The sequence below is a fragment of the Streptomyces sp. NPDC088261 genome, assembly GCF_044740805.1.
Taxonomy (GTDB): domain Bacteria; phylum Actinomycetota; class Actinomycetes; order Streptomycetales; family Streptomycetaceae; genus Streptomyces.
The window spans coordinates 233,775-260,097 of sequence record NZ_JBIURL010000010.1 but is presented as its reverse complement, the minus strand read 5'-3'; the positions used below and the strand labels follow the sequence as shown (position 1 = coordinate 260,097).

General features: G+C 71.1%; 27 protein-coding genes. 12 read left to right on the top strand and 15 right to left on the bottom strand.

Translation table 11 applies throughout. The features are described 5' to 3' along the window. Nucleotides 1–58 precede the first annotated feature (58 nt). Nucleotides 59–565 (bottom strand): methyltransferase domain-containing protein, encoded by a 507-nt coding sequence (locus ACIODU_RS21235; protein WP_401769467.1) that lies wholly within the window; start codon nucleotides 563–565, stop codon nucleotides 59–61. A gap of 266 nt (nucleotides 566–831) precedes the next feature. Here ACIODU_RS21235 and ACIODU_RS21230 point away from each other — a divergent pair, with 266 nt between their 5' ends. After that, on the top strand, nucleotides 832–1,395 hold the full coding sequence (locus tag ACIODU_RS21230; RefSeq protein ID WP_401769465.1) for a hypothetical protein: 564 nt from the start codon (nucleotides 832–834) through the stop codon (nucleotides 1,393–1,395). A 21-nt stretch (nucleotides 1,396–1,416) separates the two neighbouring features. Here ACIODU_RS21230 and ACIODU_RS21225 read toward each other — a convergent pair whose 3' ends face one another. Both ACIODU_RS21225 and ACIODU_RS21220 read right to left on the bottom strand, forming a co-directional pair. Then, complete coding sequence (locus ACIODU_RS21225) at nucleotides 1,417–1,842, bottom strand: hypothetical protein (protein ID WP_356424177.1); 426 nt, start codon at nucleotides 1,840–1,842, stop codon at nucleotides 1,417–1,419. 53 nt (nucleotides 1,843–1,895) lie between these two features. Next, nucleotides 1,896–3,398 carry an MFS transporter gene (locus ACIODU_RS21220; protein ID WP_401769463.1) on the bottom strand — a complete coding sequence of 501 codons (1,503 nt, stop codon included), beginning with the start codon at nucleotides 3,396–3,398 and terminating at the stop codon, nucleotides 1,896–1,898. Between the two features lie 175 nt (nucleotides 3,399–3,573). Between ACIODU_RS21220 and ACIODU_RS21215 the strand changes: the two genes are divergently transcribed. Next, on the top strand, nucleotides 3,574–3,984 hold the full coding sequence (locus ACIODU_RS21215) for a MarR family winged helix-turn-helix transcriptional regulator (protein WP_161311098.1): 411 nt from the start codon (nucleotides 3,574–3,576) through the stop codon (nucleotides 3,982–3,984). Nucleotides 3,985–4,048: 64 nt separating this feature from the next. On the opposite strand, the gene ACIODU_RS21210 is transcribed toward ACIODU_RS21215, so the two are convergent. Continuing rightward, the gene (locus ACIODU_RS21210) at nucleotides 4,049–4,462 is read right to left on the bottom strand and encodes an SRPBCC family protein (RefSeq protein ID WP_356424171.1); all 414 of its coding nucleotides are present in this window, start codon (nucleotides 4,460–4,462) and stop codon (nucleotides 4,049–4,051) included. Between the two features lie 124 nt (nucleotides 4,463–4,586). Next, nucleotides 4,587–5,093 (bottom strand): DinB family protein, encoded by a 507-nt coding sequence (locus ACIODU_RS21205; RefSeq protein WP_401769461.1) that lies wholly within the window; start codon nucleotides 5,091–5,093, stop codon nucleotides 4,587–4,589. Nucleotides 5,094–5,191: 98 nt separating this feature from the next. Here ACIODU_RS21205 and ACIODU_RS21200 point away from each other — a divergent pair, with 98 nt between their 5' ends. The 5 genes from ACIODU_RS21200 (at nucleotide 5,192) to groL (ending at nucleotide 9,652) form a co-directional block, all read left to right on the top strand. After that, entirely contained in the window at nucleotides 5,192–5,866 is a 675-nt protein-coding gene (locus ACIODU_RS21200; protein ID WP_401769459.1) for a hypothetical protein, read from the top strand. 71 nt (nucleotides 5,867–5,937) lie between these two features. Beyond that, nucleotides 5,938–6,303 carry a hypothetical protein gene (locus ACIODU_RS21195; protein WP_356424163.1) on the top strand — a complete coding sequence of 122 codons (366 nt, stop codon included), beginning with the start codon at nucleotides 5,938–5,940 and terminating at the stop codon, nucleotides 6,301–6,303. 52 nt (nucleotides 6,304–6,355) lie between these two features. Then, nucleotides 6,356–7,336: a polysaccharide deacetylase family protein gene (locus tag ACIODU_RS21190; RefSeq protein ID WP_401769457.1), complete on the top strand. Its 981-nt coding sequence runs from the start codon at nucleotides 6,356–6,358 to the stop codon at nucleotides 7,334–7,336. 286 nt (nucleotides 7,337–7,622) lie between these two features. Next, nucleotides 7,623–7,931: a co-chaperone GroES gene (gene groES / locus ACIODU_RS21185; protein ID WP_023539274.1), complete on the top strand. Its 309-nt coding sequence runs from the start codon at nucleotides 7,623–7,625 to the stop codon at nucleotides 7,929–7,931. A 98-nt stretch (nucleotides 7,932–8,029) separates the two neighbouring features. Beyond that, on the top strand, nucleotides 8,030–9,652 hold the full coding sequence (groL, locus tag ACIODU_RS21180; RefSeq protein ID WP_356424157.1) for a chaperonin GroEL: 1,623 nt from the start codon (nucleotides 8,030–8,032) through the stop codon (nucleotides 9,650–9,652). A 71-nt stretch (nucleotides 9,653–9,723) separates the two neighbouring features. On the opposite strand, the gene ACIODU_RS21175 is transcribed toward groL, so the two are convergent. The 8 genes from ACIODU_RS21175 to ACIODU_RS21140 form a co-directional block, all read right to left on the bottom strand. Further along, nucleotides 9,724–10,752 carry a hydroxyacid dehydrogenase gene (locus ACIODU_RS21175; RefSeq protein ID WP_356424155.1) on the bottom strand — a complete coding sequence of 343 codons (1,029 nt, stop codon included), beginning with the start codon at nucleotides 10,750–10,752 and terminating at the stop codon, nucleotides 9,724–9,726. Nucleotides 10,753–10,836: 84 nt separating this feature from the next. Further along, nucleotides 10,837–11,790 carry a carbohydrate ABC transporter permease gene (locus ACIODU_RS21170; protein ID WP_401769454.1) on the bottom strand — a complete coding sequence of 318 codons (954 nt, stop codon included), beginning with the start codon at nucleotides 11,788–11,790 and terminating at the stop codon, nucleotides 10,837–10,839. After that, nucleotides 11,787–12,710, bottom strand: a complete 924-nt coding sequence (locus tag ACIODU_RS21165) for a carbohydrate ABC transporter permease (RefSeq protein ID WP_401769452.1) — start codon at nucleotides 12,708–12,710, stop codon at nucleotides 11,787–11,789. Before ACIODU_RS21165 ends, ACIODU_RS21170 begins: the two co-directional genes overlap by 4 nt. Then, entirely contained in the window at nucleotides 12,707–14,050 is a 1,344-nt protein-coding gene (locus ACIODU_RS21160) for an ABC transporter substrate-binding protein (protein ID WP_401769450.1), read from the bottom strand. Before ACIODU_RS21160 ends, ACIODU_RS21165 begins: the two co-directional genes overlap by 4 nt. 135 nt (nucleotides 14,051–14,185) lie before the next feature. Next, nucleotides 14,186–15,262 carry a substrate-binding domain-containing protein gene (locus ACIODU_RS21155; RefSeq protein WP_401769448.1) on the bottom strand — a complete coding sequence of 359 codons (1,077 nt, stop codon included), beginning with the start codon at nucleotides 15,260–15,262 and terminating at the stop codon, nucleotides 14,186–14,188. A 151-nt stretch (nucleotides 15,263–15,413) separates the two neighbouring features. After that, entirely contained in the window at nucleotides 15,414–16,187 is a 774-nt protein-coding gene (locus tag ACIODU_RS21150) for an SDR family oxidoreductase (protein WP_356424142.1), read from the bottom strand. Between the two features lie 22 nt (nucleotides 16,188–16,209). Then, nucleotides 16,210–17,724, bottom strand: a complete 1,515-nt coding sequence (locus tag ACIODU_RS21145; RefSeq protein WP_401769446.1) for a multicopper oxidase family protein — start codon at nucleotides 17,722–17,724, stop codon at nucleotides 16,210–16,212. A 138-nt stretch (nucleotides 17,725–17,862) separates the two neighbouring features. Further along, nucleotides 17,863–18,630 carry an MOSC domain-containing protein gene (locus ACIODU_RS21140; protein WP_401769444.1) on the bottom strand — a complete coding sequence of 256 codons (768 nt, stop codon included), beginning with the start codon at nucleotides 18,628–18,630 and terminating at the stop codon, nucleotides 17,863–17,865. A gap of 80 nt (nucleotides 18,631–18,710) precedes the next feature. Here ACIODU_RS21140 and ACIODU_RS21135 point away from each other — a divergent pair, with 80 nt between their 5' ends. Next, a complete protein-coding gene (locus ACIODU_RS21135) occupies nucleotides 18,711–19,601 on the top strand; it encodes a LysR family transcriptional regulator (protein ID WP_401769442.1) in 891 nt (296 codons plus the stop codon). Between the two features lie 107 nt (nucleotides 19,602–19,708). Here ACIODU_RS21135 and ACIODU_RS21130 read toward each other — a convergent pair whose 3' ends face one another. Further along, a complete protein-coding gene (locus ACIODU_RS21130; protein ID WP_356424130.1) occupies nucleotides 19,709–20,092 on the bottom strand; it encodes a WhiB family transcriptional regulator in 384 nt (127 codons plus the stop codon). A gap of 395 nt (nucleotides 20,093–20,487) precedes the next feature. Here ACIODU_RS21130 and ACIODU_RS21125 point away from each other — a divergent pair, with 395 nt between their 5' ends. From ACIODU_RS21125 to ACIODU_RS21110, 4 genes are all read left to right on the top strand, one after another. Then, nucleotides 20,488–21,099, top strand: coding sequence for a response regulator transcription factor (locus ACIODU_RS21125; RefSeq protein WP_003948568.1), 612 nt, complete (start codon nucleotides 20,488–20,490; stop codon nucleotides 21,097–21,099). A gap of 281 nt (nucleotides 21,100–21,380) precedes the next feature. Next, the gene (locus ACIODU_RS21120) at nucleotides 21,381–21,956 is read left to right on the top strand and encodes a sigma-70 family RNA polymerase sigma factor (protein WP_161307647.1); all 576 of its coding nucleotides are present in this window, start codon (nucleotides 21,381–21,383) and stop codon (nucleotides 21,954–21,956) included. Between the two features lie 120 nt (nucleotides 21,957–22,076). Further along, nucleotides 22,077–23,579 carry an IMP dehydrogenase gene (gene guaB, locus ACIODU_RS21115; protein WP_356424127.1) on the top strand — a complete coding sequence of 501 codons (1,503 nt, stop codon included), beginning with the start codon at nucleotides 22,077–22,079 and terminating at the stop codon, nucleotides 23,577–23,579. Nucleotides 23,580–23,682: 103 nt separating this feature from the next. Next, a complete protein-coding gene (locus tag ACIODU_RS21110; protein ID WP_327234928.1) occupies nucleotides 23,683–24,807 on the top strand; it encodes a GuaB3 family IMP dehydrogenase-related protein in 1,125 nt (374 codons plus the stop codon). A 246-nt stretch (nucleotides 24,808–25,053) separates the two neighbouring features. On the opposite strand, the gene ACIODU_RS21105 is transcribed toward ACIODU_RS21110, so the two are convergent. Next, complete coding sequence (locus tag ACIODU_RS21105; protein ID WP_356424124.1) at nucleotides 25,054–26,316, bottom strand: nucleotide sugar dehydrogenase; 1,263 nt, start codon at nucleotides 26,314–26,316, stop codon at nucleotides 25,054–25,056. Nucleotides 26,317–26,323 lie beyond the last annotated feature (7 nt).

The window sequence follows — 26,323 nt, the reverse complement described above, 5'->3', positions numbered from 1 at the left end:
CGTACCCGCTCCATCCACTGTCCCAGGGGGTGACGATGCGTCCGCCGGGCGCTGTCTGCTACAGCCAGGAGGTGGGCACCGTACGGACGGAACAGGTGGCGAGGACACGGTCGTACGGAGCGTGCGGAGGCCAGCCGTCCCCGCCGTCGGTGTGGATGACGGCGGGGGAGTACGACAGGGCGGCCAGGTTCTCGCGCGCGCGGGCGGCGAGGGGCGCGTCCACCTCCACGGAGGTGACCAGTCCGTCGCCCAGGCGGGCGCAGAGGAGCGCGGTGTTGTAGCCGGAGCCGGTGCCGATCTCCAGCGTCCTCGCGCCGGGGCCCAGTTGGGCGTCCTCCAGGAGGCGCAGGACCATGCTGGGCATGGACGCGGAGGACGAGGGCGAGCGGGTGCCGTCGGACTCGGTCACGAACTGGGTGACGAGAGGAGCGTCGGAGTACGCGGCGCCCATCCACCCACCCGGATCCAGACGCCGGTCACACGCCACGTACCCGCCCTCACCGTCCCTGACCCACACCACGTCGGGCAGGAAGAGGTCCCGGGGAACACGCGACAGCACATCCACCCACGCACCGGAAACCGGCTCCGTAAGGGCCTGTTGAACCGCACGCAACAGCCCCCGCGTCCCCGCCGCGCGGGCGGGGGCGTCGTGGGCGCCGACCGGTGACCGGTACGTCTGTCCCACCCCCGCCCCTCCCCTGCCCCTCCCGCTCAGCCGAGCGGCCGCTTCGTTACGTTCCGTAGTCTACGGTGACATGGCGTGGCGTGAAAGCGGACGACCGGCTCCACCGTCGCGTTGTACTCTGCCCCGCCAAGCGGGAGGGGGAGTCCATGTCGGCAGAGGGTCGCTTTCGGGCAAGTGGGTGGCGGGGGCGGGAAGTTGAGATACCGCGGGCCGCCGGGAGGCAGGGGCCGATCCTCCTGGAGTTCACGGGGGGCCTGACCTCGATCTTCCAGGTGGACATGCTGCGGCGGTCGGCAACGCGCAAGGACCACGGCGGGCAGCTGCTGCGCGTCTACGGGCCCAGGGTGCACCGAGCGCTGCTGCCCGTCGGCTACGACCGGGTGATTGTCACTCGCGTCAGGCCGAGGTCCAGCTCGGGGAGCGGCGTCTCCCGCTGGCGCCTGCGAACCGTCGAGGCGGCTGAACTGCCCGTGCTGACGGACACTCTGTCCGGCAAGGTCGCGGGGCTTGTGTACTTCGACGCTCGCGCAAGGGTGGCCTTCGTCTGGCAGGGCAGCACCGAACACGGCGAACTGCGTTTCACCTCCGTCGCCGGGTTCAGGACCGAGCGCCTCTCGCGGGAAGGCGCCACCCGGGGCGTGGTCACCGTCCCGGGCAGCGGTTTCCTCACCGTCTCCACCTCGGAGAAATGGACGCTGGAAAGGCGATGACGCGGCGGCCCGGACGGTCCGTCAGCCGGCTGTCGCCGGGGTGACCGTTACCGGTACCGCGCGGGCGCGGAAGGCGGTGGCCAGGTGTTCCATTTCCACCAGGGTGCCGAGCAGGCCCGTCGTTCGTAGTTCGGCCGCCTGGCTTCGGGCCTCGGGCAGGGACAGGCCCCGGGTGCGGCTCAGGACGCGGGTGACCGAGATGAGGTTCGCCGTGCCGTCGGTGAGGGTGAGGCGGGCCGGGCCGTGTGCCGTGAGGAGGAGGTGGCGGATGTCCTCGGGGGTCGTACCGGCGGTGGGTGGGGTGGAGCCGCCCGCCCGGCAGCCCGTGCAGGCCGTCTCCGTCTCCCACCGCACCTCGTCCTGGTCGACGCGCTGACCCACGGTCCGGGTCAGCACACCCCCGCACGCCCCGCACGGGGCGGTGACGCTCGCGCCTTGACTTGTCATCGGACTCCTCGCCGTCATTTCCGTCCATCATGCCCCGCCGGCGAGGACCCGCCCTACGAACCGCTGCGTTCCGGGACCGGGGCCAGGGGATCGCCGGTCGGCACGCCGGAGGACGCGGCCGGCGGCGTCGCCGCCAACCGCTTGCGGCCCGGGATCGCCACGACCACCAGCGCCGCGATCAGGGCGACCCCGCCGCCGATCACGAAGCCCGTACGGAAGCCGTTCTCGGAAGGGACGGTGAAGCCGCCGGACGAAACGGTCATGTGGGCGAGGACCACGCCGAGCACCGCGCTGGAGACCGACGTACCGATCGACCGCATCAGGGCGTTGAAACCGTTCGCCGCCGCCGTCTCCGACACCGGCACCGCGCTCATGATCAGCGCGGGCATGGCCCCGTACGCGAAGGCGATCCCCGCGCTGCTGACGCAGGTGAAGACCAGCAGGCCCCAGGTGGATCCCATCAGGACCAGCGCCAGGCCGTACCCGCACATGATGATCAGCGAGCCCGTGAGCAGCGAGACCTTCGGGCCGCGCGCGGCGGAGAGCTTCGCGCCCAGCGGGGAGACGCCCATCATGACCAGGCCGGCCGGGGCCATCCACAGACCCGCCGCGACCATCGACTGGCCGAGGCCGTAGCCGGTGGCGGAGGGCAGCTGGAGCAGCTGGGGGACGATCAGGGACTGGGCGTACAGCGCGAATCCGACCACGACGGACGCCAGGTTGGTCAGCAGCACCTGACGCCTGGCGGTGGTACGGAGGTCGACCAGCGGGTCGCGGGTACGCAGCTCCCACACGCCCCACGCGAGCAGGACCACCAGCGCCGTGGCCAGCAGGCCGAGCGTGGTGCCGCTGCCCCAGCCCCAGTCGGTGCCCTTCGTCACGGCGAGCAGCAGGGCGACCAGCCCGGCGCCGAGCCCCAGGGCTCCGACGAAGTCGAACCGGCCGGTGGCGCGGACCGGGGCCGCCGGTATGACGAGCAGGATGAAGACACCGAGCACCAGACCCAGGCCGGCCGAGCCCCAGAACAGCGTGTGCCAGTCAGTGTTCTGGGCCACGACCGCCGCGAGGGGCAGGCCGAGGGCGCCGCCGATGCCGAGGGACGAGCTCATCAGGGCGATGGCGGAGCCGACCCGTTCGGGCGGCAGGATGTCCCGCATCATGCTGATCCCGAGCGGGATGATGCCCATGCTCGACCCTTGCAGCGCGCGGCCCGCGACGGCGGGGAGCAGGGAGTCGGACAGCGCGCACACCACCGAGCCGCCGACGAGCAGGAGGACGCAGACGAGCATCAGCCGCCGCTTGCCGTACAGGTCGCCGAGCCGGCCCGTGACGGGGGTGGCGACGGCGCCCGCGACCAGGGTCGCGGTGATCACCCAGGACGCGTCGGCCGGGGTGGTGTCCAGGAGGCGCGGCAGCTCGCCGATGAGGGGCACGACCAGGGTCTGCATCAGCGCGGCGACGATGCCGGCGCTCGCCAGGACGGCGACGACGGCTCCGGTACGGGGTGCGGGAGGCGCCGCGAGGGCTGCCGGGGGCGGCGGAACGGTGGGTTTCACAGCGTCTCCTGTCAGGGGCGTGACGTGATGCACTGTGTAGCGTACATGCTGTGTGTACGGGGCATATTGCGCTGATATACATGCAGGTGGGTGTGCCGGTGACGGGCGTGGTGCCGAGGACGGACAGGAAGAGGTTGCCGTGGTGCGTGAGGCGAGCGAGAAGATCCAGCTGGAGATGACGCTGCTGGCGCGTTATCGCTACATGGCTCTGGCGCCCAAGGCGCGGCTCGACCGCAGCGCGTACCTCCTGCTCAGCCGGATCGAGGCCGAGGGGCCGCTGTCCATCGGGCAGTTGGTCGACGCGCTGGGCCTGGAGACGTCCACGCTCAACCGGCAGACGGCCGCGATGACCCGGGCGGGGCTGGTGGAGCGCATCCCGGACCCGGAGGGCGGCATCGCGCGCAAGTTCCGTATCACGGACGAGGGTCTGGGCAAGCTCCACGCGGACCGCGAGGACGGGGTGCGGGGCCTGGAGACGGTCCTGGCGGAGTGGAAACCGGAGGAGGCGGCCGCGTTCGCCACGGCGCTGGAACGCTTCAACTCCAGCATCGAGAACCTGATCGGCCACACCTGGCCGCGCGGCTGAACGGGCTCCGGCCGCGCGCGCCCGACAAGCCGCGCGCGCCCGACCACACGCCCTGCCGTCCGCCCTACCGCGCCGACTCCAGCAGCTCCTTGAGCCGGGCCAGGTCGCCGGCGACCGTCCCGGCGTCCCGCGCGAAGTCGGCGTCGCTCATCTCCGCCTGCCGCCGGAGGGTGAACACCACCTCGCTCCCCGCCCCGTCGGCGATCACGCGGACCGGGTTGTACACGGTCTGCCCCGAGGGCAGCGTCACGTCGTGGTCGAGCACACCGAAGTCGTTGCGCGGCGCGAAGGCGACCACGACGCGCCCCATGGGCGAGAACTCCGCGACCCACTGGTCGCCGCTCTTCTCGATGGCCCCGCCCAGGCCGTGCGCCCAGGCGGGCAGGTTGGCCGGGTCCGAGGCGTACGCGTAGACGTCGCGCGCGGTGCGGTCGACATGGACGCTGACGTGGCGCGATTCCTGGTGGGTGCTGTTCATGGCGGCGACGCTAGCGGGCGGCGGCCGCCCCGGTCTTGAACGAAACGGACGCGTGCGGCGTACCGGCCGGGGCGGCGGCGGGTGCGGCTCCGTACCGCTCGTCCGTACCGCTCGTCCGTATCGCTCAGACGCCCACCGTCCCGTCGATCCCCTCGCGCAGGAAGTCCGCGTGGCCGTTGTGGCGTGCGTACTCGTGGATGAGGTGCAGCATCACCATCCGCAGCGAGACGTCCTCCTCCCACCTCGCCGAGTACCCGGTGACGTCCAGGGACTCCGCCTCCTCCTCGATCCGCCGGGAGTGGGCGACCTCCGCCTCCCACGCGGCGAACGCCTCGGCGCGGGTGGCGGTACGGGTGTCGTACGCCACCTGGAAGTCACCGTCCTCCGACCACACCAGGGGGATGTCCTCGCCGTTGATCACCCGGCGGAACCACGTGCGCTCGACCTCCGCCATGTGCCGTACGAGCCCGAGGAGGCTGAGGGTGGACGGCGGCATCGAGCGGCGGCGCAGGTCCTCGTCCCCGAGGCCGTCGGTCTTCATGGCGAGGGTCGCCCGGTGGTAGTCGAGGAAGGCGCGCAGCATGACGCGCTCCTCGGCGACCGCGGGGGGTCCGATGCGTTCTGTGGTCATGACCGGGGCCTTCCTGGAGGGTGGACGGGGTGAGGGTGGGGTGGCGGGCGGGGCGCCGGACGATCGTCGCAGAGGCTACCGCCGCTACCCTCACCCGGGTGATCAACCGCCTCGCGCTTCCGCCGTACCCTCCCGAGCCCCCGCCCGGGGAGGGGTTCGAGGCGTGGGAGGCGGAAGAGGGCGGGGACGGGGCGCTCTCCCCCGGGCTGCTCGCCGAGCGGGACGCCACCGTCGTGGCGCTCGCCGCGCGTGCGCTGGCCGTCCGGCGCCTGCTGCTCCTCTGGGGGATCGCCGCCGTCGCCGTGCTCGGGTGGGCCGCCGTCGGGCTCGCCGTCCGGAGCATCGAGGACGGCGGCCTGGGGCTCCTCAGCGGCCTCGTCGCGCTGGTCCTCGCCGCGGTCCTGCTCGTCCCCGCCGCCGTCGCGCTGGGGCTCTGGGTGCGCCGGAACCAGGAGGTACGGGACCGGCTGGACGCGTGGGCGTATCTCGGCCCGGAACCCGTCACCGACGAACGGGTGCGCGCGCATGGCAGGTCCGTGCTCTGGCTGCTGCCGTCCGTCGCACTGTGCCTGGCCGGTACGGCGGTCGCGGGCCGGGCGGCGACCCGGATGGACACGGTCACGCTGAGTGCCACGTCGTACGCGCTGGGTCTCGGCGGCACCCTCCTGGTGACCGGTCTGCTGGGACTTGTCCGGTCCGTCGGACACCAGCGCTGGGCTGGGCGTTTGCTGGATCCGGTGCCCGTACGCAGGGGTGGCGGCGCCCACCGCTGAGGTGCTTCCTACAGCCCGCGACTTATCCTGGAGGGGGAACGCATGCGCCATTCAGGGTTAAGGGGCGGCGGATGGAATGGATTTGGTGGCTTTTCGTCTTCTTCATCGTGGGCGGCTTCGGATGGGTGGCCGACACGGGCCGCACGGCGCTGCACACGCGTCACGAGCGCCTCATGGAACGCCTCAAGCTGGCCGAGGACGAACGGAAGGCGCTGGAGGCGGCCCACAAGCCACCCGCGCCCATCTGCGGGTGTTCCCACCACCTGGCGAAGCATGACAAGCGGGGGAAGTGCCACGAGGACGTCGAGGTCGCGACGGAGTGGGACGAGGACAAGAAGCCGCTGAAGTACGAGCGCAGGCAGTGCAACTGCCAGCAGTACATCGGGCCGCAGCCGCTCTCGAAGATCTACGCCGACGAGTTGACGGACCTGGAGTAGTCCGGCGAGTCGTACGGCCGGGGGGTGTGTGGCGCTGACAGGATGCAGCGCCATGCAGCTTTTACGACAAAGGCGAGAATACGGACACGTACGTGTCCTGGTGGCCGCCCTGCTCGTCGCCGCGCTCGGTTCCGGCTGCACCGGAGAGCCGAACAGCGGCGGGGCCTACGCCCCCGAGGGGCGCCCGGCACCACAGGCGCCGCAGGGACCGCAAGCACCGCAAGCACCACAGGCACCGAAAGCCGGCCAGGCGCCCAAACTCCGTAGCGCCCCCGCCGGCGCCCTCGCCGCCTACGCCGAGAACCTTCGCCGCGCCGAGGCCGTCCGTACCGCCACCGCCAAGCGGTGGAAGCTCGCCGGCACCCCCCTGACCGCGCCCCCGCCCCCCGCCGTCAAGCCCGTGATCAAGACCCGCAAGGGCTTCGAGGTCTCCGGCGGCGCCGCGCTCCCGCCCGTCTTCACCACCGTGCCGGTCAAGGACAAGATCGTGTTCCTGACCATCGACGACGGCGCGGAGAAGGACCCCGAGTTCCTCCGCATGATGGCCGAGCTGAAGATCCCGTACAGCGCCTTCCTCAGCGACTACGTGATCAACGACGACTACCACTACTTCCGGCTGATGCGGGACAAGGGGGTCGCGCTGCACAACCACACCCTCAACCACCCCTACCTGCCCGGCCTCTCCCACGCCGGGCAGAAGCGTGAGATCTGCGGTCAGCAGGACAAGCTCCAGAAGCGGTACGGGAAGCGGCCCCGCCTCTTCCGTCCGCCGTACGGCAACTACAACGGCGACACCCTGCGCGTCGCCAAGTCCTGCGGCATCACCGCCGTACCGCTGTGGGCGGCCGAGGCGTTCCCCGACCACATGGAGTGGCGCGAGTGGGACCGGGACCTGCACCCCGGCGACATCGTCCTCAGCCACTTCCGGGGGCGCGAGGACGGGAAGGGCTCCATGCCCGACATGATCCGGCGTGTGATGAAGACCATCACGGACAAGGGGTACGCGGTGGCCAGGCTGGAGGACTACGTCTGAGAACCCCCGGCCGCAGGCCCGGTGTTCACAGGTCCGGTGCTCGCACGCCCGTACGGGGACAGCCCCTCGTACGGGCGTTTTCGCGTCCCGGACGCACCGCCACGCGCACGCTCATTGGCACTCCGCTTGACCGAGTGCTAATCGCGGTCATAGTCTCGGGTCTGGCACTCCCCACTGGAGAGTGCCAAAGCGCGACCGACGGATCCGGCACCCGCGACGACGGATCCACCCGGTCGCCACCCAAGACAGTTCACCCCGTGAGATCTCCGAAGGGGGAGGTCGGATCGTGACGACCGCCAGCACCAAGGTTGCCATCAAGCCGCTCGAGGACCGCATTGTGGTCCAGCCGCTCGACGCCGAGCAGACCACGGCCTCTGGCCTGGTCATCCCGGACACCGCCAAGGAGAAGCCCCAGGAGGGCGTCGTCCTGGCCGTGGGCCCGGGCCGTTTCGAGAACGGCGAGCGGCTCCCGCTCGACGTTTCCGTCGGCGATGTCGTTCTGTACAGCAAGTACGGCGGCACCGAAGTGAAGTACAGCGGCGAGGAATACCTCGTCCTCTCGGCTCGCGACGTACTCGCGATCATCGAGAAGTAATTCACCGAAAGTTTTGCTTGTGAGCTGCGCCCTCGGCCACCCTGCGATTGCCGGGCGGACGGGGGCGCAGTTCGTTCGAGAGGACTAGAGAAGCTCCCATGGCGAAGATCCTGAAGTTCGACGAGGACGCCCGTCGCGCCCTCGAGCGCGGCGTCAACAAGCTGGCCGACACGGTGAAGGTGACGATCGGCCCCAAGGGCCGCAACGTCGTCATCGACAAGAAGTTCGGCGCCCCGACCATCACCAACGACGGTGTCACGATCGCCCGCGAGGTCGAGCTCGACGACCCGTACGAGAACCTTGGCGCCCAGCTGGTGAAGGAGGTGGCGACCAAGACCAACGACATCGCGGGTGACGGCACCACCACCGCCACCGTCCTGGCCCAGGCGCTGGTCCGCGAGGGCCTGCGCAACGTCGCCGCCGGCGCGTCGCCCGCCTCCCTGAAGAAGGGCATCGACGCCGCGGTCAAGGCCGTGTCCGACGAACTCCTCGCGACCGCCCGCCCGATCGACGACAAGTCCGACATCGCCGCCGTGGCCGCGCTCTCCGCGCAGGACCAGCAGGTCGGTGACCTCATCGCCGAGGCGATGGACAAGGTCGGCAAGGACGGTGTCATCACCGTCGAGGAGTCCAACACCTTCGGCCTGGAGCTCGACTTCACCGAGGGCATGGCCTTCGACAAGGGCTACCTGTCCCCGTACATGGTGACCGACCAGGAGCGTATGGAGGCCGTCCTCGACGACCCGTACATCCTGATCAACCAGGGCAAGATCGCCTCCATCCAGGACATGCTCCCCCTGCTGGAGAAGGTCATCGCGGCGGGTGGCTCCAAGCCGCTGCTGATCATCGCCGAGGACGTCGAGGGCGAGGCGCTTTCCACGCTCGTCGTCAACAAGATCCGCGGCACCTTCAACGCGGTCGCGGTGAAGGCCCCCGGCTTCGGTGACCGCCGCAAGGCCATGCTCGGCGACATCGCCACCCTCACGGGCGCGACCGTCATCGCCGAGGAGGTCGGCCTCAAGCTCGACCAGGCCGGTCTGGACGTGCTGGGCTCCGCCCGCCGCGTCACCATCACCAAGGACGACACCACGATCGTCGACGGTGGCGGCGACCACAGCGAGGTCGCCGGCCGCATCAACCAGATCAAGGCCGAGATCGAGTCCACGGACTCCGACTGGGACCGCGAGAAGCTCCAGGAGCGCCTCGCGAAGCTGGCCGGCGGCGTGTGCGTGATCAAGGTCGGTGCCGCCACCGAGGTGGAGCTCAAGGAGAAGAAGCACCGTCTGGAGGACGCCATCTCCGCGACCCGCGCCGCGGTCGAGGAGGGCATCGTCTCCGGTGGTGGCTCCGCCCTGGTGCACGCCGCCAAGGTCCTGGAGGGCAACCTCGGCAAGACCGGCGACGAGGCCACCGGTGTCGCGGTCGTCCGCCGCGCCGTGGTCGAGCCGCTGCGCTGGATCGCCGAGAACGCCGGTCTCGAGGGCTACGTCATCACCGCGAAGGTCGCCGACCTCGACAAGGGCCACGGCTTCAACGCCGCGACCGGCGAGTACGTCGACCTGGTGAAGGCCGGCGTCATCGACCCGGTCAAGGTCACGCGCTCCGCGCTGGAGAACGCCGCGTCCATCGCCTCCCTGCTGCTCACGACCGAGACCCTGGTCGTCGAGAAGCCGGCCGAGGAAGAGGCCGAGGCCGGTCACGGCCACGGTCACAGCCACTGACGTCGTGTGCGACAGCCGAAGGCCCGGCACCCCGGAAGGGGCGCCGGGCCTTCGCGCGTGCCGGGGTCTCTTTACGCGGAGAGGTGCAGTGTCGTCGGGTGTACGGGGTCGGCGAACGGCAGCCCCTTCGTCCAGCGCTCCACCTCGTCCAGCGCCTGGTCCGCCATCCGGTGGATCTCGCCGCCGAGGGACCCGGCGACATGCGGGGTGAGCAGGACATTCGGCAGGTCGTACAGCGGCGAGTCGACGGGCGGCAGTTCGGGCTCCGTCACGTCCAGTACGGCGTGGAGGCGGCCCGCGACCAGCTCGGGCAGCAGCGCGTCCTCGTCGACGAGCGACCCGCGTGAGGTGTTGATCAGCGTCGAACCGTCCGCCATCGCCGCCAGCTGCGCGGCGCCGATCATGCCGTCCGTGGCGGGGAGCTGCGGGGCGTGGACGGATACGACATGGCTGCGCGAGCAGAGTTCGTCCAGGGTGACGAGGTCCGCGCCGAGCGCGGCGGCGTCGGACGGCTCGACGTACGGGTCGTACAGCAGGACCTCCAGGTCGAAGGGGCGCAGCAGCTCGATGACGCGGCGGCCGATGCGGGACGCGCCGACGATGCCGACCGTACGGCGGTAGTTGCCCGCGCTGTCCAGCTCCTCGCGCCAGTCGTGGTGGGTGCGCAGGTTCCGGTAGCGCTGGGCGGAGCCGAGGACGTTCTTGCCCGCGAAGAGGATCGCGGCGAGCGTGTACTCGGCGACGGGGCGGGCGTTCGCGGCGGCGGCCGAGGTGACGGCGATGCCCCGCTCCCAGCAGGCGTCGGTGATGTGGTGCTTGACCGAGCCCGCCGCGTGGACGACGGCCCGCAGGCGGGGCGCGGCGTCGAGGACACCGGCGGTGAGCGGGGGCGCGCCCCAGCAGGTGACGAGCAGTTCGGTGTCGGCGAGGGCGGCGGCGACGGCGGGCGGCGGGTCGGTCAGCTGATGGGCGATCAGGGCGGGATCGGTACGGACGAGGCCGGTCAGCCGGGTCCTGTGGGCGTCGGTGAACAGGCGCTCGGCGATGCCGGGGCCCATGGAGAGCAGGGCCGCGGGGCGATTGTCAGTGGTGGCTGGCATGGTGGAACTCAAGCTCCTCGGGTGTCGCTGGGACTCGCTCGGGTCTCGCTCGCTCCTACCCAGGCAGGTCGCGCTCGGGGGCGGCTATTTGACGCTGCCGGCCGTGAGGCCGGCCTTCCAGTGCCGTTGGAGGGTGACGAACGCGATGATCAGCGGGGTGACGGCGAGGAGTGAACCGGTCACGACCATCGGATAGAAGTCCGGGGTCGCGTTGGCGTTGCTGTGCCAGTTGTAGAGGCCCAGGCTCAGCGGATAGAGGTTCTTGTCCGAGAGCATCACGAGGGGGAGGAAGAAGTTGTTCCAGACGGCGGTGAACTGGAAGAGGAAGACGGTGACGAAGCCCGGCATGATCATGCGCAGACCGATCGACCAGAAGGCGCGCAGTTCGCTCGCGCCGTCGATCCTGGCCGCTTCCAGCGCCTCGTCCGGGATATAGCCGGCGCTGAAGATCCGGGACAGGTAGACGCCGAACGGGTTGACCAGGACGGGGATCAGCACGGACCAGTAGGTGTTGACGGTGTGGGTTTTCACGGCCAGCAGGTACAGGGGGAGGGACAGGGCCGTGGAGGGCAGCAGCACGCCGAGCAGGACGACGGCGAACAGCTTCTCCTTGCCCCGGAAGCGGTATTTGTCGAAGGCGTAACCGGCGGCGACGCTGACCAGCGAGCAGCCGAGGGCGCCGACTCCCGCGTACAGCAGCGAGTTGCCGTACCACCGGAAGTAGACGCCGTCCTGGTAGGTCGTCAGGTCGGAGTGGTTCTGGCCGAGGTGGAAGCCCTGGAAGGAGAAGACGTCGCCGCCGAGCAGGTTGCCCGCGTCCTTGGTGGCGGCCGTGACCAGCCAGATGAGGGGGAACAGGGTGTACGCGGCGGCCAGGACGAGCACGCCGTTGACGGCGGACCTGGACAGCCACCGGCCGGTGCCCGGCCGGCCGGCCGCGCGGACGGGGGCACGGCGGGGGGTTCCGCGGCGCGCGGGGGCGGGCGGGGTGGCGGGGTCGGCCGGGTCGGCCGGGGTGGCGACGAGGGGGGACGTCATGCTGCCCGTGCCTCCTTCCGTCGGGAGAGTCGGGTGACGCCGAAGGAGAGCGCGGCGGCCACGAGGGCGATGAGGACGGACGCGGCGGCGGCCAGGCCGTAGTCGTTGCGCTGGAAGGCCGCGCTGTAGGCGTACATGTTGGGCGTCCAGGTGCTGGGCACGGACGCGCCCGAGCGGCTGAGGATCAGCGGTTCGGTGAAGAGCTGGAGCGATCCGATGATCGTGAAGAGCAGCACGAGCGCCAGCGAGGAGCGGATCAGGGGGAACTTGATGCTGAACGCGAGCCGCCACTGCCCCGCGCCGTCCACGGTGGCGGCTTCGAGCAGCGAGCGGTCGATGGCCTGGAGGGAGGCGTAGAAGATGACGACGTTGTAGCCGAGCCACTCCCACAGCGCGATGTTGACCACCGAGGGGAGGACGCCGTCGGTGGACAGGAAGTCGTAGCCGAGTCCGCCGGCGTCCATGGCGTTGATGACCGGGCTGAGCCCCGGCGTGTAGAGGTAGATCCAGATCAGGGCGGCGATCAGGCCGGGGATGGCGTGCGGGAGAAAGAGCGCCAGCTGGAAGAAGCGGCGGGCGCGGGCCAGGGCCGTATCGAGCAGCAGGGAGAGGACCAGCGCGCCGCCGACCATCAGGGGGATGTAGAAGGCGCAGTAGCCGAGGAGCACCCAGAAGCCGTCGCGGAACGCCTGGTCGCCGAGGGCTTCGGTGTAGTTGCCGAGGCCGTGGAAGACGGTACGGGGACCGTCGAAGCCGAGGCCCGAGGCCTTCTCGGTGAAGAGGCTGAGCCAGAGGGCGTAGCCGACGGGTATCACCATCGCCACGGTGAACAGGGCGAAGAACGGGGTGAGCAGGACGGTGGCGGCGACGCCGGTGCGGGTGGCGGAGCCGCCGCGTCGGTTCTGGGTATTGGTGGTCATGAGGCGTCCTCGACGTTGAGACCGCGCTTCTTGAGATCGGCGACGGTGGCGTCCTGGGCCGTTCTGACGGCGCGGGAGAGGCTGGAGCCGCCGCCGACGGCTTCGCGGAGCTGGTCGCCCAGCGCCGCGTTGGTGGCACCGGTGCTCGGGCCCCAGATCCAGTCCGGTTTGATCGATTCGCCGGCCCGGAGGTAGAGGCCGTACAGGTCCTGGCCGCCGAAGAAGCTGGTGTCGATGGCCTTTCGGGCGACGGGGACCATCGCGGGGGAGGCGGGCAGGGCGGTGGAGGTGCTGGCGCCGATCCGGGCCTTGATGCCGGCTTCGGAGGTGGCCATCCAGAGGGCGAACTCGACGGCGGCCGCCTTCTTGTGGCTGTTCTCGCTCACGGCGAAGGTGGAGCCCTGGATCATTCCGCTGGCGGGTCGCGCCGCGTCCCAGCTCGGCACCGGCGCCGCCGCCCACTTGCCCTTCTCCTCGGGCACGATGCCGGCGAGCACGCCCGCGCTCCAGGAGGCGCCGAGGTAGCCGACGAGCGTGCCCTGCTTGAGGCCGCCGGTCCACTCCGGGCTGAACGAGGAGGAGGTGTTGACGAGGTCGTCGTCGATCAGCCCTTGCCAGTACTCCGCCGTCCTGATCGTGGCGGGGTCGGTGGTGTCGACCTGCCAGGCGTTCCTTTGCGTGTCGGTCGTGAACCACCGTGCGCCGGCCTGCCAGGCCATCGCCTGGAAGAAGGTCGGGTCGTCGGGGAAGAAGCTGGCGATCCTGGTGTCCGGGGCCGCCTTCTTGACCTGCGCGGCGGCGGTGCGGAACTCGTCCCAGGTGCGTGGCGGCGTCAGGTGGTGCTTGGCGAAGAAGTCCTTGCGGTAGTAGAAGACCTGCGGGGACGCGTCGAACGGGACGGCCCAGTTCTTGCCGCCCAGGGTGGTCAGCTTGATCGTCTGCGGCAGGAACTCCTTCTTGACGTCGTCGGTCAGATAGCCGCTCAGGTCCTGGAGCGAGCCCTGGCTCACGAACTGCGACAGCATCGGGTACTCGATGGAGAGCAGGTCGGGGGCGATCCCGGCCTTCACGGCGTTGGCGATCTTGGGATAGCCGCCGTTGCCGCCGGAGGGGATCTCCTCGAACCTCACCTTGATCGTGTCGTGCGAGGCGTTGAACGCGTCCACGACTTCTTGCGACCCCTTGGTCCAGGCCCAGAACGTGACGGTGACGGGATGTTCCGCGGTGCCTTCCGCGGGTGCGTCGGCGCCGCCGCCGCACGCCGTGAGGGCGGCGAGAGCGGCCAGCGCGGTGGCGGCGCCGGCACAGGCATGGAGAGAACGGGACCAACTGCGACTCACGGCGCGGCTCCTGTGCGTACGGGGACAGGCGGTGGCCGTGATACTTCGATCCGGCGTGAGCGAAGTCAAGAGCGAAAGATTGATTGATCGAAAAATGATCGAAAGGGGTGGCTGCCTACAGTCCGGGGCGGGGGGTCAGGTGGAGGCGCGCACCCGCAGGCGCGGCAGCAGCTCCACATGACGGCGCGGCTCGTCCGCGCCCCCGCCGGCCGACGTCAGCCGCTCCACCAGCAGCTCCGCCGCGCACCGCCCCACCTCCCGCTTGGGCGGGGCGACCGCGGTGAGCGGGGTGTCCGCCAGGGCGGCCACCTCGTCGTCGTACGTGATGAGGGCCAGGTCCTCGGGGACCCGTACCCCCAGCTCGGCGAGGCGCCGGACCATGCGGATCGCGTCCTCGTCGTTGTGCATCAGCGCGGCGCTCGCCCCGCCGTCGCGCACGGCCGCGCACACCGCCCGCGCGGCCCGCTCGAAGACCTGCGGATCGCGCTCCGCCGACGTCGAGTCGATCACGGGCCCGGGCGCGGTCAGCCCGAGGACGTCGAGCGCCTGCACGTATCCGGCCCGTACCGCCGTCGCCGTCGGGCTGTCCCGCCGCGCCACGAGCAGCGGGGTCGGGTGCCCGAGCCCCACCAGGTGCCGTACGGCGATCAGGACGCCGTGCGCGTGGTCCGAGCAGACCCGGTCCAGGGCGGCCAGCGGCCCGCCCGGGTCCCCGCGCCGCTCCACCAGCACGGTCGCCACCGGCAGCCGGGCGATCCACTCGCTGTACGTGCCGGGGTGGCCGGGCTCGGTCCAGCTCGGGGCGAGCAGCAGCCCCTCCGCGCCGGCCGCCAGCAGCCCGGCCGCGTGCGCGGCGTCGTCCTCGGGCCGGTAGTCGGAGACCCGCAGGATCAGCCGGGCGCCGAGCCGGGCGGCGGCTTCGTGCGCCCCGCGGATCACCTCGGCGAAGTAGTACGCGGCCGCCGGCGCGAGCAGGCCGATGACCGGGCCGCCGCCGCCCGGCGCGATCCCCGCCGGGCCCTGCCGCTCCGGCCAGGAGACCGAACCGTGCACCCGGTCCAGCAGCCCCCGGGCGGCCAGCGCCTCCGCGTCCCGGCGCGCCGTCACGGGGGACACGCCGAGCCGGTCGGCGAGGTCGGACACCCGGACCGTGCCGCGCTCGCGGACCAGGTTCAGCAGTCGGTCATGACGTTCAGCGGCACCTTCGCGCACGGTGACGGCCCTCTCGCGAGTACGGCGACCCGGGCACGGGTGCGTCCCGGACCACCGACCCTAATGCGTACGATCGAACGGCAGGACATTCGATCATTCGCTCACCGCTGTGCTCGGGGTCCGGCGGGTCGCCCCGGGGGCGCGGCGCCCGCTACTGCGGGCCGTACTTGCGTCCCGTCTTCGACGTGAGGCCGCTCAGCAGGCCGCGCGGGGCCAGCTTCACCGCCCCCATCAGGGCCTTGTAGCGCGGGTCGGGGATGGACACGGCCTTGCCGCGGGCCAGGTCCCCCAGCGCGGCCGTCACCAGTTTGTCCGCGTCGAGCCACATCCAGTCGGGGATCCGCTGCGTCCCCAGCCCGGCCCGCTCGTGGAACTCCGTCCGTACGAAGCCGGGGCACAGCGCCATCACCCGTACCCCCGACCCCACCAGCTCCCTGGCCACACCCTGGCTGAACTGCACGACCCACGCCTTCGACGCGCCGTACGTCCCCCGGGGCACGAACGCCGCCACCGACGCCACGTTGACCACCGCGCCCCGGCCGCGCGCCTTCATGCCGGTGACCGCCACCGACGTGAGCCGCAGCACCGCCTCGATGTGGACTTTCAGCATGACCAGTTCATCGGAGACCGGGACCTCCAGGAAGGGCCCCTTGTTGGCGAAGCCCGCGTTGTTCACGAGGAGGTCGACCGGCTGCGTGAGGTTCGACAGCCGCTTCTCGACCGCCTCGATCCCGCTCTCGGTGGAGAGGTCCGCGCTCAGCACCTCCGCCTCGATGCCGTGCCGGTCGTGCAGTTCGGTGGCGTGTTCGCGCAGCCGTTCCGTGTCGCGCGCCACCAGTACCAGGTTGTGTCCGTCCGCCGCCAGCCGCCGCGCGAAGGCGGCACCGATCCCCGCCGTCGCGCCCGTAATCAAAGCAGTCGTCATAGGCGGCACGTTAGCGCCTGGGTCAGTGGCCCTGATGGGCGTGTTCCAGGGGTGGACGGCCCGCCTTCTGTCCCTTCTCCACGACGACGAACTGGCCCATCATTCCCTGGTCCTCGTGGAGGAGGAGATGGCAGTGGAACATGTACGGCGCGTTCGGGTCGGCCGGTCCCCCGAAGCGCATCGCCAGCTTCACCGTGGTGCCGTTCGGGACGAACACCGTGTCCTTCGCCCCGCGCAGCGCCGGCGCCGGAGGCCGCCCGTTCACGCTGAGGACCCTGAACTGCACGCCGTGGACGTGGAAGTTGTGCGGCATCCCGTTCGTGTTCCGTACCGTCCAGGTCTCCGTCGTGCCGCGTGTGACCGTCTCGTCGATCCGGCCCATCGACATCCGCCGGCCGTTGATCCCGGACAGCTTGAGGTCGAAGAACCGTCCGCGCACCGCGTCCTTGCCGTCCGGCACCTCCAGCTTCCCGAGCTTCGCGGGGAGCGCCGGCGACGGGCGCAGCCGGGACTTGGCCCGCAGTTCCAGGATGTCGAAGGTGTCGTCGCCGCCGTTGAAGCGCTGGTTGATGAAGTCCATGCCGACGTCGAGGGGGAAGCTGCGCAGGACCGTCCGCTCGCCCGGCCGCACGCGCACCACGACCTCGGCCCGCTCGCCCGGGGACAGCTGGATCCGGTCCATCCGCGCCGGCTGCTCCAGCAGTCCGCCGTCGGTGCCGATGAGCGAGAACGCCCGGCTGTCGTCGAAGCCGAAGTTGTACGTCCGCGCGGTCGACGCGTTGAGCAGCCGGAGCCGTACCTGCTCGTCCCCCACCACGCGGTACGGGTCCAGCGTGCCGTTCACCATCGTTTCGTCGCCGAGGAACCCGACGCTCTGGGCCACTCCGTGCCCGTGGTCGAACCGGGCCCCGTCGAACTTCACGTCCTGCACGATGACCGGGAGATCGTCCACGCCGTATCTCTTGGGCAGGGCGAGCGTGCGGGACTTCTGGTCGTCGAGGATGAACATCCCCGCCAGGCCCCGCTGGACGTGGTCCTCGGTCTCGCCGTGCGGGTGCGGGTGGTACCAGAGCGTCGCGGCCGGCTGGGCGACCGTCCACCGCGGCGACCAGGTCTTCCCCGGCGCGACCATCTGGTGCGGGCCCCCGTCCATCCGGGCGGGCAGGTCCATCCCGTGCCAGTGCACGTTGGACGTCTCGTCCAGCGTGTTGGTCACCCGGACCCGTACCTTCTCCCCGCGCGCGGCCCGCAGCGTCGGCCCGAGGTAACTCCCGTTGAAGCCCCAGGTGGGCGTCTTCTCCCCGTCCTTGAACTCCGTCGTACCGGCCCGCATCCGCAGGTCGAAGACGCGGGTGCCGTCCGCCGCGACGGTGGATCTCGCGAGCGGCGGCACCGCCAGTGGGTTGCGGAACCCGCCGCGGCCGACCGTGGACACCTTGGCGCTGGAGTAGAACCACGCGGCGCCGCCGCCGAGCGCCAGGGCGAGGACAAACGCGACGGACGTCAGAATGATGAGGACACGCTTGAGACCGGACATGCGACGAGCGTCGCGGCGGGCACCGCCCCGGGCCATCGGGGCCCACCCCCAGCCACCCCCGAGGGACCCCGCACCCCTCTCAGGGGCATCCCCTACGCATCAGGTATACCGGTGTCGGCACGCCCAACAAGCCGCAGGTCAGGGCTGGTTGGCCAGAGCGGCGTCGTCCCTCCCGGGAGTCCGTCCGCCCGCTTCCGCGCGCACATCCGTCTGCTCCGCCCCGACCGCGGGGCGACCGATCCTCCCGTATTTCTCGACGTACGCTTGAGCGATCCTCAACTTCTCCGCGTGCAGCGCCTCGCCGGCGGCGAGGATCCGCGGCAGCAGCTCCCGCTCCAGGGTCACGGCCCGGAAGACCATCGTGACCGTCACGTCGTGCGCCGGCCGGTGCACGATCTCGATCGGGTCGCCCGCGCGGATCTCGCCCGGGGTGATCACCCGCAGATAGGCGCCCGTGACGGCCTGGTGGGTGAAGCGCTTCATCCACCCGTCCTCGCCGAGCCAGGCCTGGAACGTACGACACGGGATCCGTCCGCTCGTCGCCTCCAGCACCAGATCGGGACCGATCCGCCAGCGCTCGCCGATCAGCGCGTTCCTGACGTCGATCCCCGACGTGGTCAGGTTCTCCCCGAACACCCCGTTGCTCAGCGGGCGCCCCAGCTCCCGCTCCCAGAAATCCAGATCCTCCCTCGCGAACGCGTACACCGCCTGGTCGGAACCTCCGTGATGACGCAGGTCGCAGACCGCGTCACCCCCCACCCCGCTCGCGCCCACCCCCTTCGGTCCCGGATCCGCCACCCGCACGGGACCCTCGACCGGCCGCTTGTCGATGCCCGTGACACCGCCCGCCGCGTCGCTGTACTCCACGGCCTTCGGTCGTCCCGCGTTCACGGTCAGAAGCTTCATGCAGGCAAGCTAACCGGACCCGCCTCAAAGGTTCTACCCCTCAACCCGCGAAAACCCCAAGCGTGTCTTATAGTCGCCACATGATCGAAGCCCGCCATCTCCGTGTGCTGCGCACCGTGGCCGCCACCGGTTCCTTCTCCGCGGCCGCGCGGGCACTGGGATGCACCCAGCCGGCGGTCAGCCAGCAGATGAAGGCGCTCGAAGCCTCCGCCGGCACTCCGCTGATCGTCCGGGCCGGCCGTGAGATGCGCCTCACCCAGGCCGGGGACGTGCTCGTCCGGCACGCGACGGGCATCCTCGCCGGGCTCACCGCCGCCGAGGAGGAGATCGCGGCGATCGTGGGACTGCGGGCCGGCCGGGTCAGGCTCGCCTCCTTCCCCAGCGGCAGCTCCACCCTGGTCCCCGCGGCCCTGGCCGCGCTGCGCGCCGCCCACCCCGGCACCCGCGTCTCCCTCGTGGAGGCCGAGCCGCCGCGCTCGTCGGGCATGCTCAGGGACGGTGACTGCGAGGTGGCACTGGCGTTCCGGTACGGCGGCTCAGCTGCGGAGTGGGACGACCTCGTCGTGAGGCCGCTGCTGGTGGACCGGCTCGTCGCCGTGGTGCCGGACGGGCGTCCGCCGGCGGGCGCCACGTCCGTCTCCCTCGGCGATCTGGCCGGCGAGCCGTGGATCGCGGGCTGCCCGCGCTGCCGGGAGCAGCTCGTCGGCGCCTGCGCGCGGGCCGGGTTCACGCCCAGGATCGACTTCGCCACCGACGACTACCCGGCCGTGATCGGCCTGGTCGCGGCGGGTCTGGGCGTGGCCGTCCTGCCGGAGCTGGCGCTGCGGTCGGTCCGTACGGAAGGGGTCAGGACGCTCGCGCTGGAGCCGGCCGTCGAGCGGGAGGTCGTGGCGCTCACGCTGCCGGACCTCGCGCACGTACCGACCGTCGCCGCCACGCTGGACCAGTTGGTCCTGGCGGCGGCGCGCTGAAGCGCGGCACGGGAGCCGCGCTCCCCGGGGCCGGGGTGCGCGCTGCCGGACCGCGGGGTGGGTGCCGGTGGTCGCAGGAACGTTTCTTCGCTGCCGGGGTGCGACGGTCAGTCGTCGGGGTGGCGGTCGTGATGATCGTGGTGGTCCTGAGGGGCGGGGTCGCCGTGGTGGTGGTTCGCGCCGTGCGCCGAGGGCGACGCCGAGACGAGCCGGGTGCGCGCCCGCCCCATCAGCTCCTCGCGCTCGTCCTCCGTCAGCCCGCCCCACACGCCGTACGGCTCCCGCACCGCCAGCGCGTGCGCCGCGCACTCCGCGCGGACCGGGCACCGCATGCACACCTCTTTCGCCGAGTTCTCACGCGCGCTTCGCGCCGCGCCCCGTTCCCCCTCCGGGTGGAAGAAGAGCGAGCTGTCGACACCACGGCAGGCCGCGAGCAGCTGCCAGTCCCACAGATCTGCGTTCGGTCCGGGAAGGCGGGAGAAATCTGCCATTGCTCATGTCCCCTTGAAACCGTACTGAAGCGGATACGGGCCGATCTTCCGATCTCATCACGACCGTACATCTACTATCTAAGTAGATGTAAATATGACTCATGGCGAATCTAGCGTCAGACACCGTCAAAAGTGAAGAAAAGCCACTAAATGGGGCATAGCTCGGGACGAACACCAGGCGGTCGGGGCCGCTCTGCCGCGTGCGCGAGCCCTCACGGGGAGTGTCGAAGTCGATCGTCCGACCCGTAACTCTTTCGAGTGACCATCGTTGAATGTGCGAGGCGGTTGAGAGAACGAGCGCTCGGGCACATGTCCGAGAGCGTCAATCGCACAGGTGACGATATGTACTCAGCCTGGAGGCCCAAGGTGACGCGCATCAGCTGCGGAGGACGGTCATGACATCCGTCCTCGTCTGCGACGACTCCCCGCTTGCCCGAGAGGCGCTCCGCCGCGCGGTCGCGACCGTGCCCGGCGTCGAGCGCGTGACGACCGCGGCCAACGGCGAGGAAGTCCTCCGCCGCTGGGGCGCCGATCGGTCGGACCTGATCCTGATGGATGTCCGGATGCCCGGCCTCGGGGGTGTCGAGACGGTCCGCCGGCTCCTGTCCGCCGACCCGGGCGCGCGGATCATCATGCTCACGGTCGCGGAAGACCTGGACGGGGTCGCGCTCGCGGTCGCCGCGGGTGCCCGGGGCTACCTGCACAAGGACGCCTCGCGCGCGGAACTGCGCGCGACGGTCACCCAGGCGCTCGCGGACCCGACCTGGCGCCTCGCCCCGCGCCGGCTCCGCTCGGCCGAGATGGGCGCCGCGCCCACGCTCACCGCGCGCGAGATCCAGGTGCTCGAAGGCATGAGCCACGGCCGGTCCAACGCGGAGATCGGGCGCGAGCTGTTCCTCTCCGAGGACACGGTCAAGACGCACGCGCGCCGGCTCTTCAAGAAGCTCGGCGCCTCGGACCGCGCCCACGCGGTCGCCCTCGGCTTCCGCTGGGGCCTGGTGCGCTAGGGCGTGTCCTCCTAGGACGTGTCTCAGGAGGCGCCGCCCCGCTCGTGGACAGGGCCCTTACGGGCGACAAGCCCGGTGCGAGCGGGGCAACGTACGGCGGTACGCCACCGTTTCCCGCGCCATGCCGCATCCTTGAAGATGTGGAGTTCCTCGGGGACGAGTCGGACGAGCGCGAGGGGAGGGCGCAGGGGATGAGTTCTGCCGCACCTGCTCATAACGCTTCGGTGCACAACTACGGACGCGGTGCCACTGATCAGGAGCCGTCAAGGCACCATGGACCGATGCGCGATGACGAGACCACGGTGATCGGTGCGCTCGTTCATCGTGCTGTCGACGGCGACGAGCAGGCCACGCACGATCTCCTGGCCCGCGTCCACCCGCTCGCGCTGCGCTACTGCCGTACGCGGCTGAGCCGGCTGCCGGGCGACGCCCGTCATTTCACCGAAGACCTCGCGCAGGAGGTCTGCGTCGCGGTCCTGATGGCCCTGCCGCGCTACCGCGACACCGGCCGCCCCTTCGAGGCGTTCGTCTTCGCGATCGCCGGGCACAAGGTCGCCGATCTCCAGCGGGCCGCCATGCGGCACCCGGGATCCACGGCCGTACCGTCCGACGAGATGCCCGAGCGGCCCGACGACTCGCTCGGGCCCGAGGAGCGGGCGCTGCTCAGCAGTGACGCCGAATGGGCCAAGAAACTCCTGGCCAACCTCCCGGAGAACCAGCGCGAACTGCTCGTCCTGCGGGTGGCGGTCGGACTGACCGCCGAGGAGACCGGCCAGATGCTCGGGATGTCCCCGGGCGCGGTACGGGTCGCCCAGCACCGCGCCCTGAGCAGACTGCGCGCGCTGGCGGAACAGTGAACGGGACAGTGACCCCGCGTACCGGAGGAACGGCGGGCGGGCGGTGGCCGTGGAATGAGACGTCCGCGCGGCCCGTTAGCATGGACATCCGCACCGATCAAGCCATCTGGGGAAGGTGTCATGACTGCATACGTCGACGGAGTGCCTGAGAAATTCGCGACGCTCGGGCTGACATACGACGACGTGCTGCTGCTGCCGGGCGCCTCGGAGGTCCTGCCGAACCAGGTGGACACCGCGTCCCTGGTCTCCCGCAACGTCCGGGTGAACATCCCGCTGCTCTCCGCCGCGATGGACAAGGTCACCGAGGCCCGCATGGCGATCGCCATGGCGCGGCAGGGCGGCGTGGGCGTGCTGCACCGCAACCTGTCCATCGCCGACCAGGCCAACCAGGTCGACCTGGTCAAGCGCTCCGAGTCCGGCATGGTCACCGACCCCATCACGGTGCACCCCGACGCGACGCTGGCCGAGGCCGACCAGCTCTGCGCCAAGTTCCGGATCAGCGGCGTCCCGGTCACCGACCGCGCGGGCAAGCTGCTCGGCATCGTCACCAACCGTGACATGGCCTTCGAGTCGGACCGCGGCCGCCAGGTGCGCGAGGTCATGACCCCCATGCCGCTCGTCACCGGCAAGGTCGGCATCTCCGGCGTGGACGCCATGCACCTGCTGCGGCGCCACAAGATCGAGAAGCTGCCGCTGGTCGACGACGCGGGCATCCTCAAGGGCCTCATCACGGTCAAGGACTTCGTCAAGGCCGAGAAGTACCCGCACGCGGCGAAGGACGGCGAGGGCCGGCTGCTCGTCGGCGCCGCCGTCGGCGCCAGCCCCGAGGCGCTGGAGCGCTCGCAGGCGCTGGTCGCGGCCGGGGTCGACTTCCTGGTCGTGGACACCTCGCACGGCCACAACAGCAACGCGCTCAGCTGGATGTCCAAGATCAAGTCGAGCGTCCCGGTGGACGTCATCGGCGGGAACGTCGCCACCCGCGACGGCGCGCAGGCGCTGATCGACGCGGGTGTGGACGGCGTGAAGGTCGGCGTGGGCCCCGGTTCCATCTGTACGACCCGTGTGGTCGCCGGGATCGGCGTCCCGCAGGTCACGGCGATCTACGAGGCCGCGGTGGTCTGCCGCGCGGCGGGCATCCCGGTCATCGGCGACGGCGGCCTCCAGTACTCGGGCGACATCGGCAAGGCGCTGGCCGCCGGTGCCTCGACCGTCATGCTGGGCAGTCTGCTCGCGGGCTGCGAGGAGTCCCCGGGCGAGTTGCAGTTCATCAACGGCAAGCAGTTCAAGTCGTACCGCGGCATGGGGTCGCTCGGTGCGATGCAGTCGCGCGGCCAGGGCCGTTCGTACTCGAAGGACCGCTACTTCCAGGGCGACGTGGCGTCGGACGACAAGCTGGTGCCCGAGGGCATCGAGGGCCAGGTGCCCTTCCGCGGCCCGCTCGGCGCGGTGCTGCACCAGCTGATCGGCGGACTGCGGCAGACCATGGGGTACGTCGGCGCGGCGTCCATCGACGAGATGGAGCACAAGGGCCGGTTCGTACGGATCACCGCGGCGGGCCTCAAGGAGAGCCACCCGCACGACATCCAGATGACCGTCGAGGCGCCGAACTACAACCAGCACTGATCGTCGCGCGTGTCCGTGAGGGGCGGGTCCGGTTCCGGACCCGCCCCTCACGGGTGCGTCGGGGATACTGGACCGGCAGACGTAGAGGGAAAGGCCACACATCGTGACTGAGATCGAGATCGGGCGCGGCAAGCGCGGCCGCAGGGCGTACGCGTTCGACGACATCGCCGTCGTCCCGAGCCGGCGCACCCGGGACCCGAAGGAGGTCTCGATCGCCTGGCAGATCGACGCCTACCGGTTCGAGCTGCCGTTCCTGGCCGCTCCGATGGACTCCATCGTCTCCCCGGCGACGGCGATCCGGATCGGCGAGATGGGCGGCCTGGGGGTGCTCAACCTGGAAGGGCTGTGGACCCGTTACGAGGACCCGCAGCCGCTGCTCGACGAGATCGCGGAGCTGGAGGAGGCGACCGCGAACCGCCGCCTCCAGGAGATCTACGCGGAGCCGATCAAGGAGGAGCTGATCGGGCGGCGGATCAAGGAGGTGCGGGACTCCGGGGTGGTCACCGCCGCCGCGCTGTCGCCGCAGCGCACCGCGCAGTTCTCCAAGGCCGTGGTGGACGCCGGGGTCGACATCTTCGTCATCCGCGGGACGACGGTCTCCGCCGAGCACGTCTCGGGCGCGGCCGAGCCGCTGAACCTCAAGCAGTTCATCTACGAGCTGGACGTCCCGGTCATCGTCGGCGGCTGCGCCACGTACACGGCGGCGCTGCACCTGATGCGTACGGGCGCGGCGGGGGTGCTGGTCGGCTTCGGCGGCGGCGCCGCGCACACCACCCGTAACGTGCTGGGCATCCAGGTCCCGATGGCGACGGCCGTGGCGGACGTGGCGGCGGCGCGGCGGGACTACATGGACGAGTCCGGCGGCCGGTACGTGCACGTCATCGCGGACGGCGGGGTCGGCTGGTCCGGCGACCTGCCCAAGGCGATCGCGTGCGGCGCGGACTCGGTGATGATCGGCTCCCCGCTGGCGCGGGCGTCGGACGCGCCGGGCAAGGGCCACCACTGGGGTATGGAGGCGGTCCACGAGGACGTGCCGCGCGGCAAGCTGGTGGACCTGGGGATCGTCGGGAGCACGGAGGAGGTCCTGACGGGCCCCTCGCACAGCCCGGACGGCTCGATGAACTTCTTCGGCGCGCTGAAGCGGGCGATGGCGACGACGGGGTACAGCGAGCTGAAGGAGTTCCAGCGGGTCGAGGTGGCGGTGGGGGACTCGCAGCACCGCCGCTGACCGCGTCCCCGCACGGGGCCCGGGCGCGCCGCGCCCCGGGCCCCGTTCGTACCGGTCCAGGTGGTGTCGGACAGCCGCCCGGCGTCGGCCCGCGCCCGGGTGCGCCGCGCTTCTCGCTCCAGGAAGCGCAGCCTGCGGCGGATGACGTCGCCGGCGCGCTCACCTTCGCGCATCGCGGTGCGGATACGCGCTCGTCCTCGGCTGTGGGCCGGGCCCCATGGTCGCCGCCGTGAGGTGGGCCCCCGCTCACAGCCGGTACGCCGCCCCCGCAGGGCTCGCTCCCCTCGTGTCCAGGAGTAGTTGCGCCTTGACCGCCAGGCCCTGGAGGTCGTACGTGCGGTGGTGTTGGAGCAGGACCGTCAGGTCCGCGTTGGCCGCCGCCTCGTAGAGGGAGTCCGCGCGCGGGACGGGGACGTCCCGTACGCGCCAGTCGGGGACGTACGGGTCGTGGTAGCTGACCGCCGCGCCCAGGTCCATCAGGCGGCAGGCGATCTCGGTGGCCGGTGAGGCCTCCTGGTCGGCCAGGTCCGGCTTGTAGGTGACGCCCAGGAGCAGCACGCGCGCGCCGCGCGCGGACTTGCCGTGTTCGTTCAGGAGGGTCGCCGAGCGCTGGATGACGTACTGCGGCATGCGCGTGTTGATCTCCTGGGCCAGCCCCACCATCCGCAGGGGGTGCCCGGGGGTGCGGCCCGCGTGCGGGAGATAGCTGGGGTCCATCGGCACGCCGTGGCCGCCGACCCCCGGGCCCGGGCGGAACGCCTGGAAGCCGAAGGGCTTGGTCTCGGCGCAGCGGATGACGTCCCAGAGGTCGACGCCGAGGTCGTGGCAGAGCACGGCCATCTCGTTGACCAGCGCGATGTTGACGTGCCGGAAGTTCGTTTCGAGGAGCTTGACGGTTTCGGCCTCGCGCGGACCGCGCGCCCGGACGACCTTGTCGGTGAGGCGTCCGTAGAAGGCCGCGGCCGATTCCGTGCAGGCGGGGGTGAGGCCGCCGATGACCTTGGGCGTGTTGGCGTAGCCGTGGGTGCGGTTGCCCGGGTCGAGCCGGCCGGGCGAGTACGCGAGGTGGAAGTCGCGTCCGGCGCGCAGCCCCGAGCCCTCCTCCAGGACGGAGCGCAGGAAGCCCTCCGTCGTGCCGGGCGCGGCGGGGGACTCCAGCAGCACGGTGGTGTTCGGGCGCAGCCGGGGCGCCAGGGCGCGGGCCGCGTCGCCGACGGCGGTGAGGTCCGGGGTGCGGTCCGCGCCGAGGGGGGTGGGCGCGCAGATGACGGCGGTACGGACCCGGCCCAGCTCGGTCGGGTTGGTGGTCGGCCGGAAGCCCCCCGAGAGCATCCGGCGGATGTCGGAGGCGCTGAGCGAGCCCTCGACCGGGGGGTGGCCCGCCGCGAGCCGCGCGACGGGCGTGGGGTCGGTGTCGTAGCCGATGGTGTCGATCCCGGCGGCTACGGCGGCCTGGGCGAGGGGCAGGCCGAGATGGCCGAGTCCGATGACGGCGAGATCTGCGGGCATGGCGCTG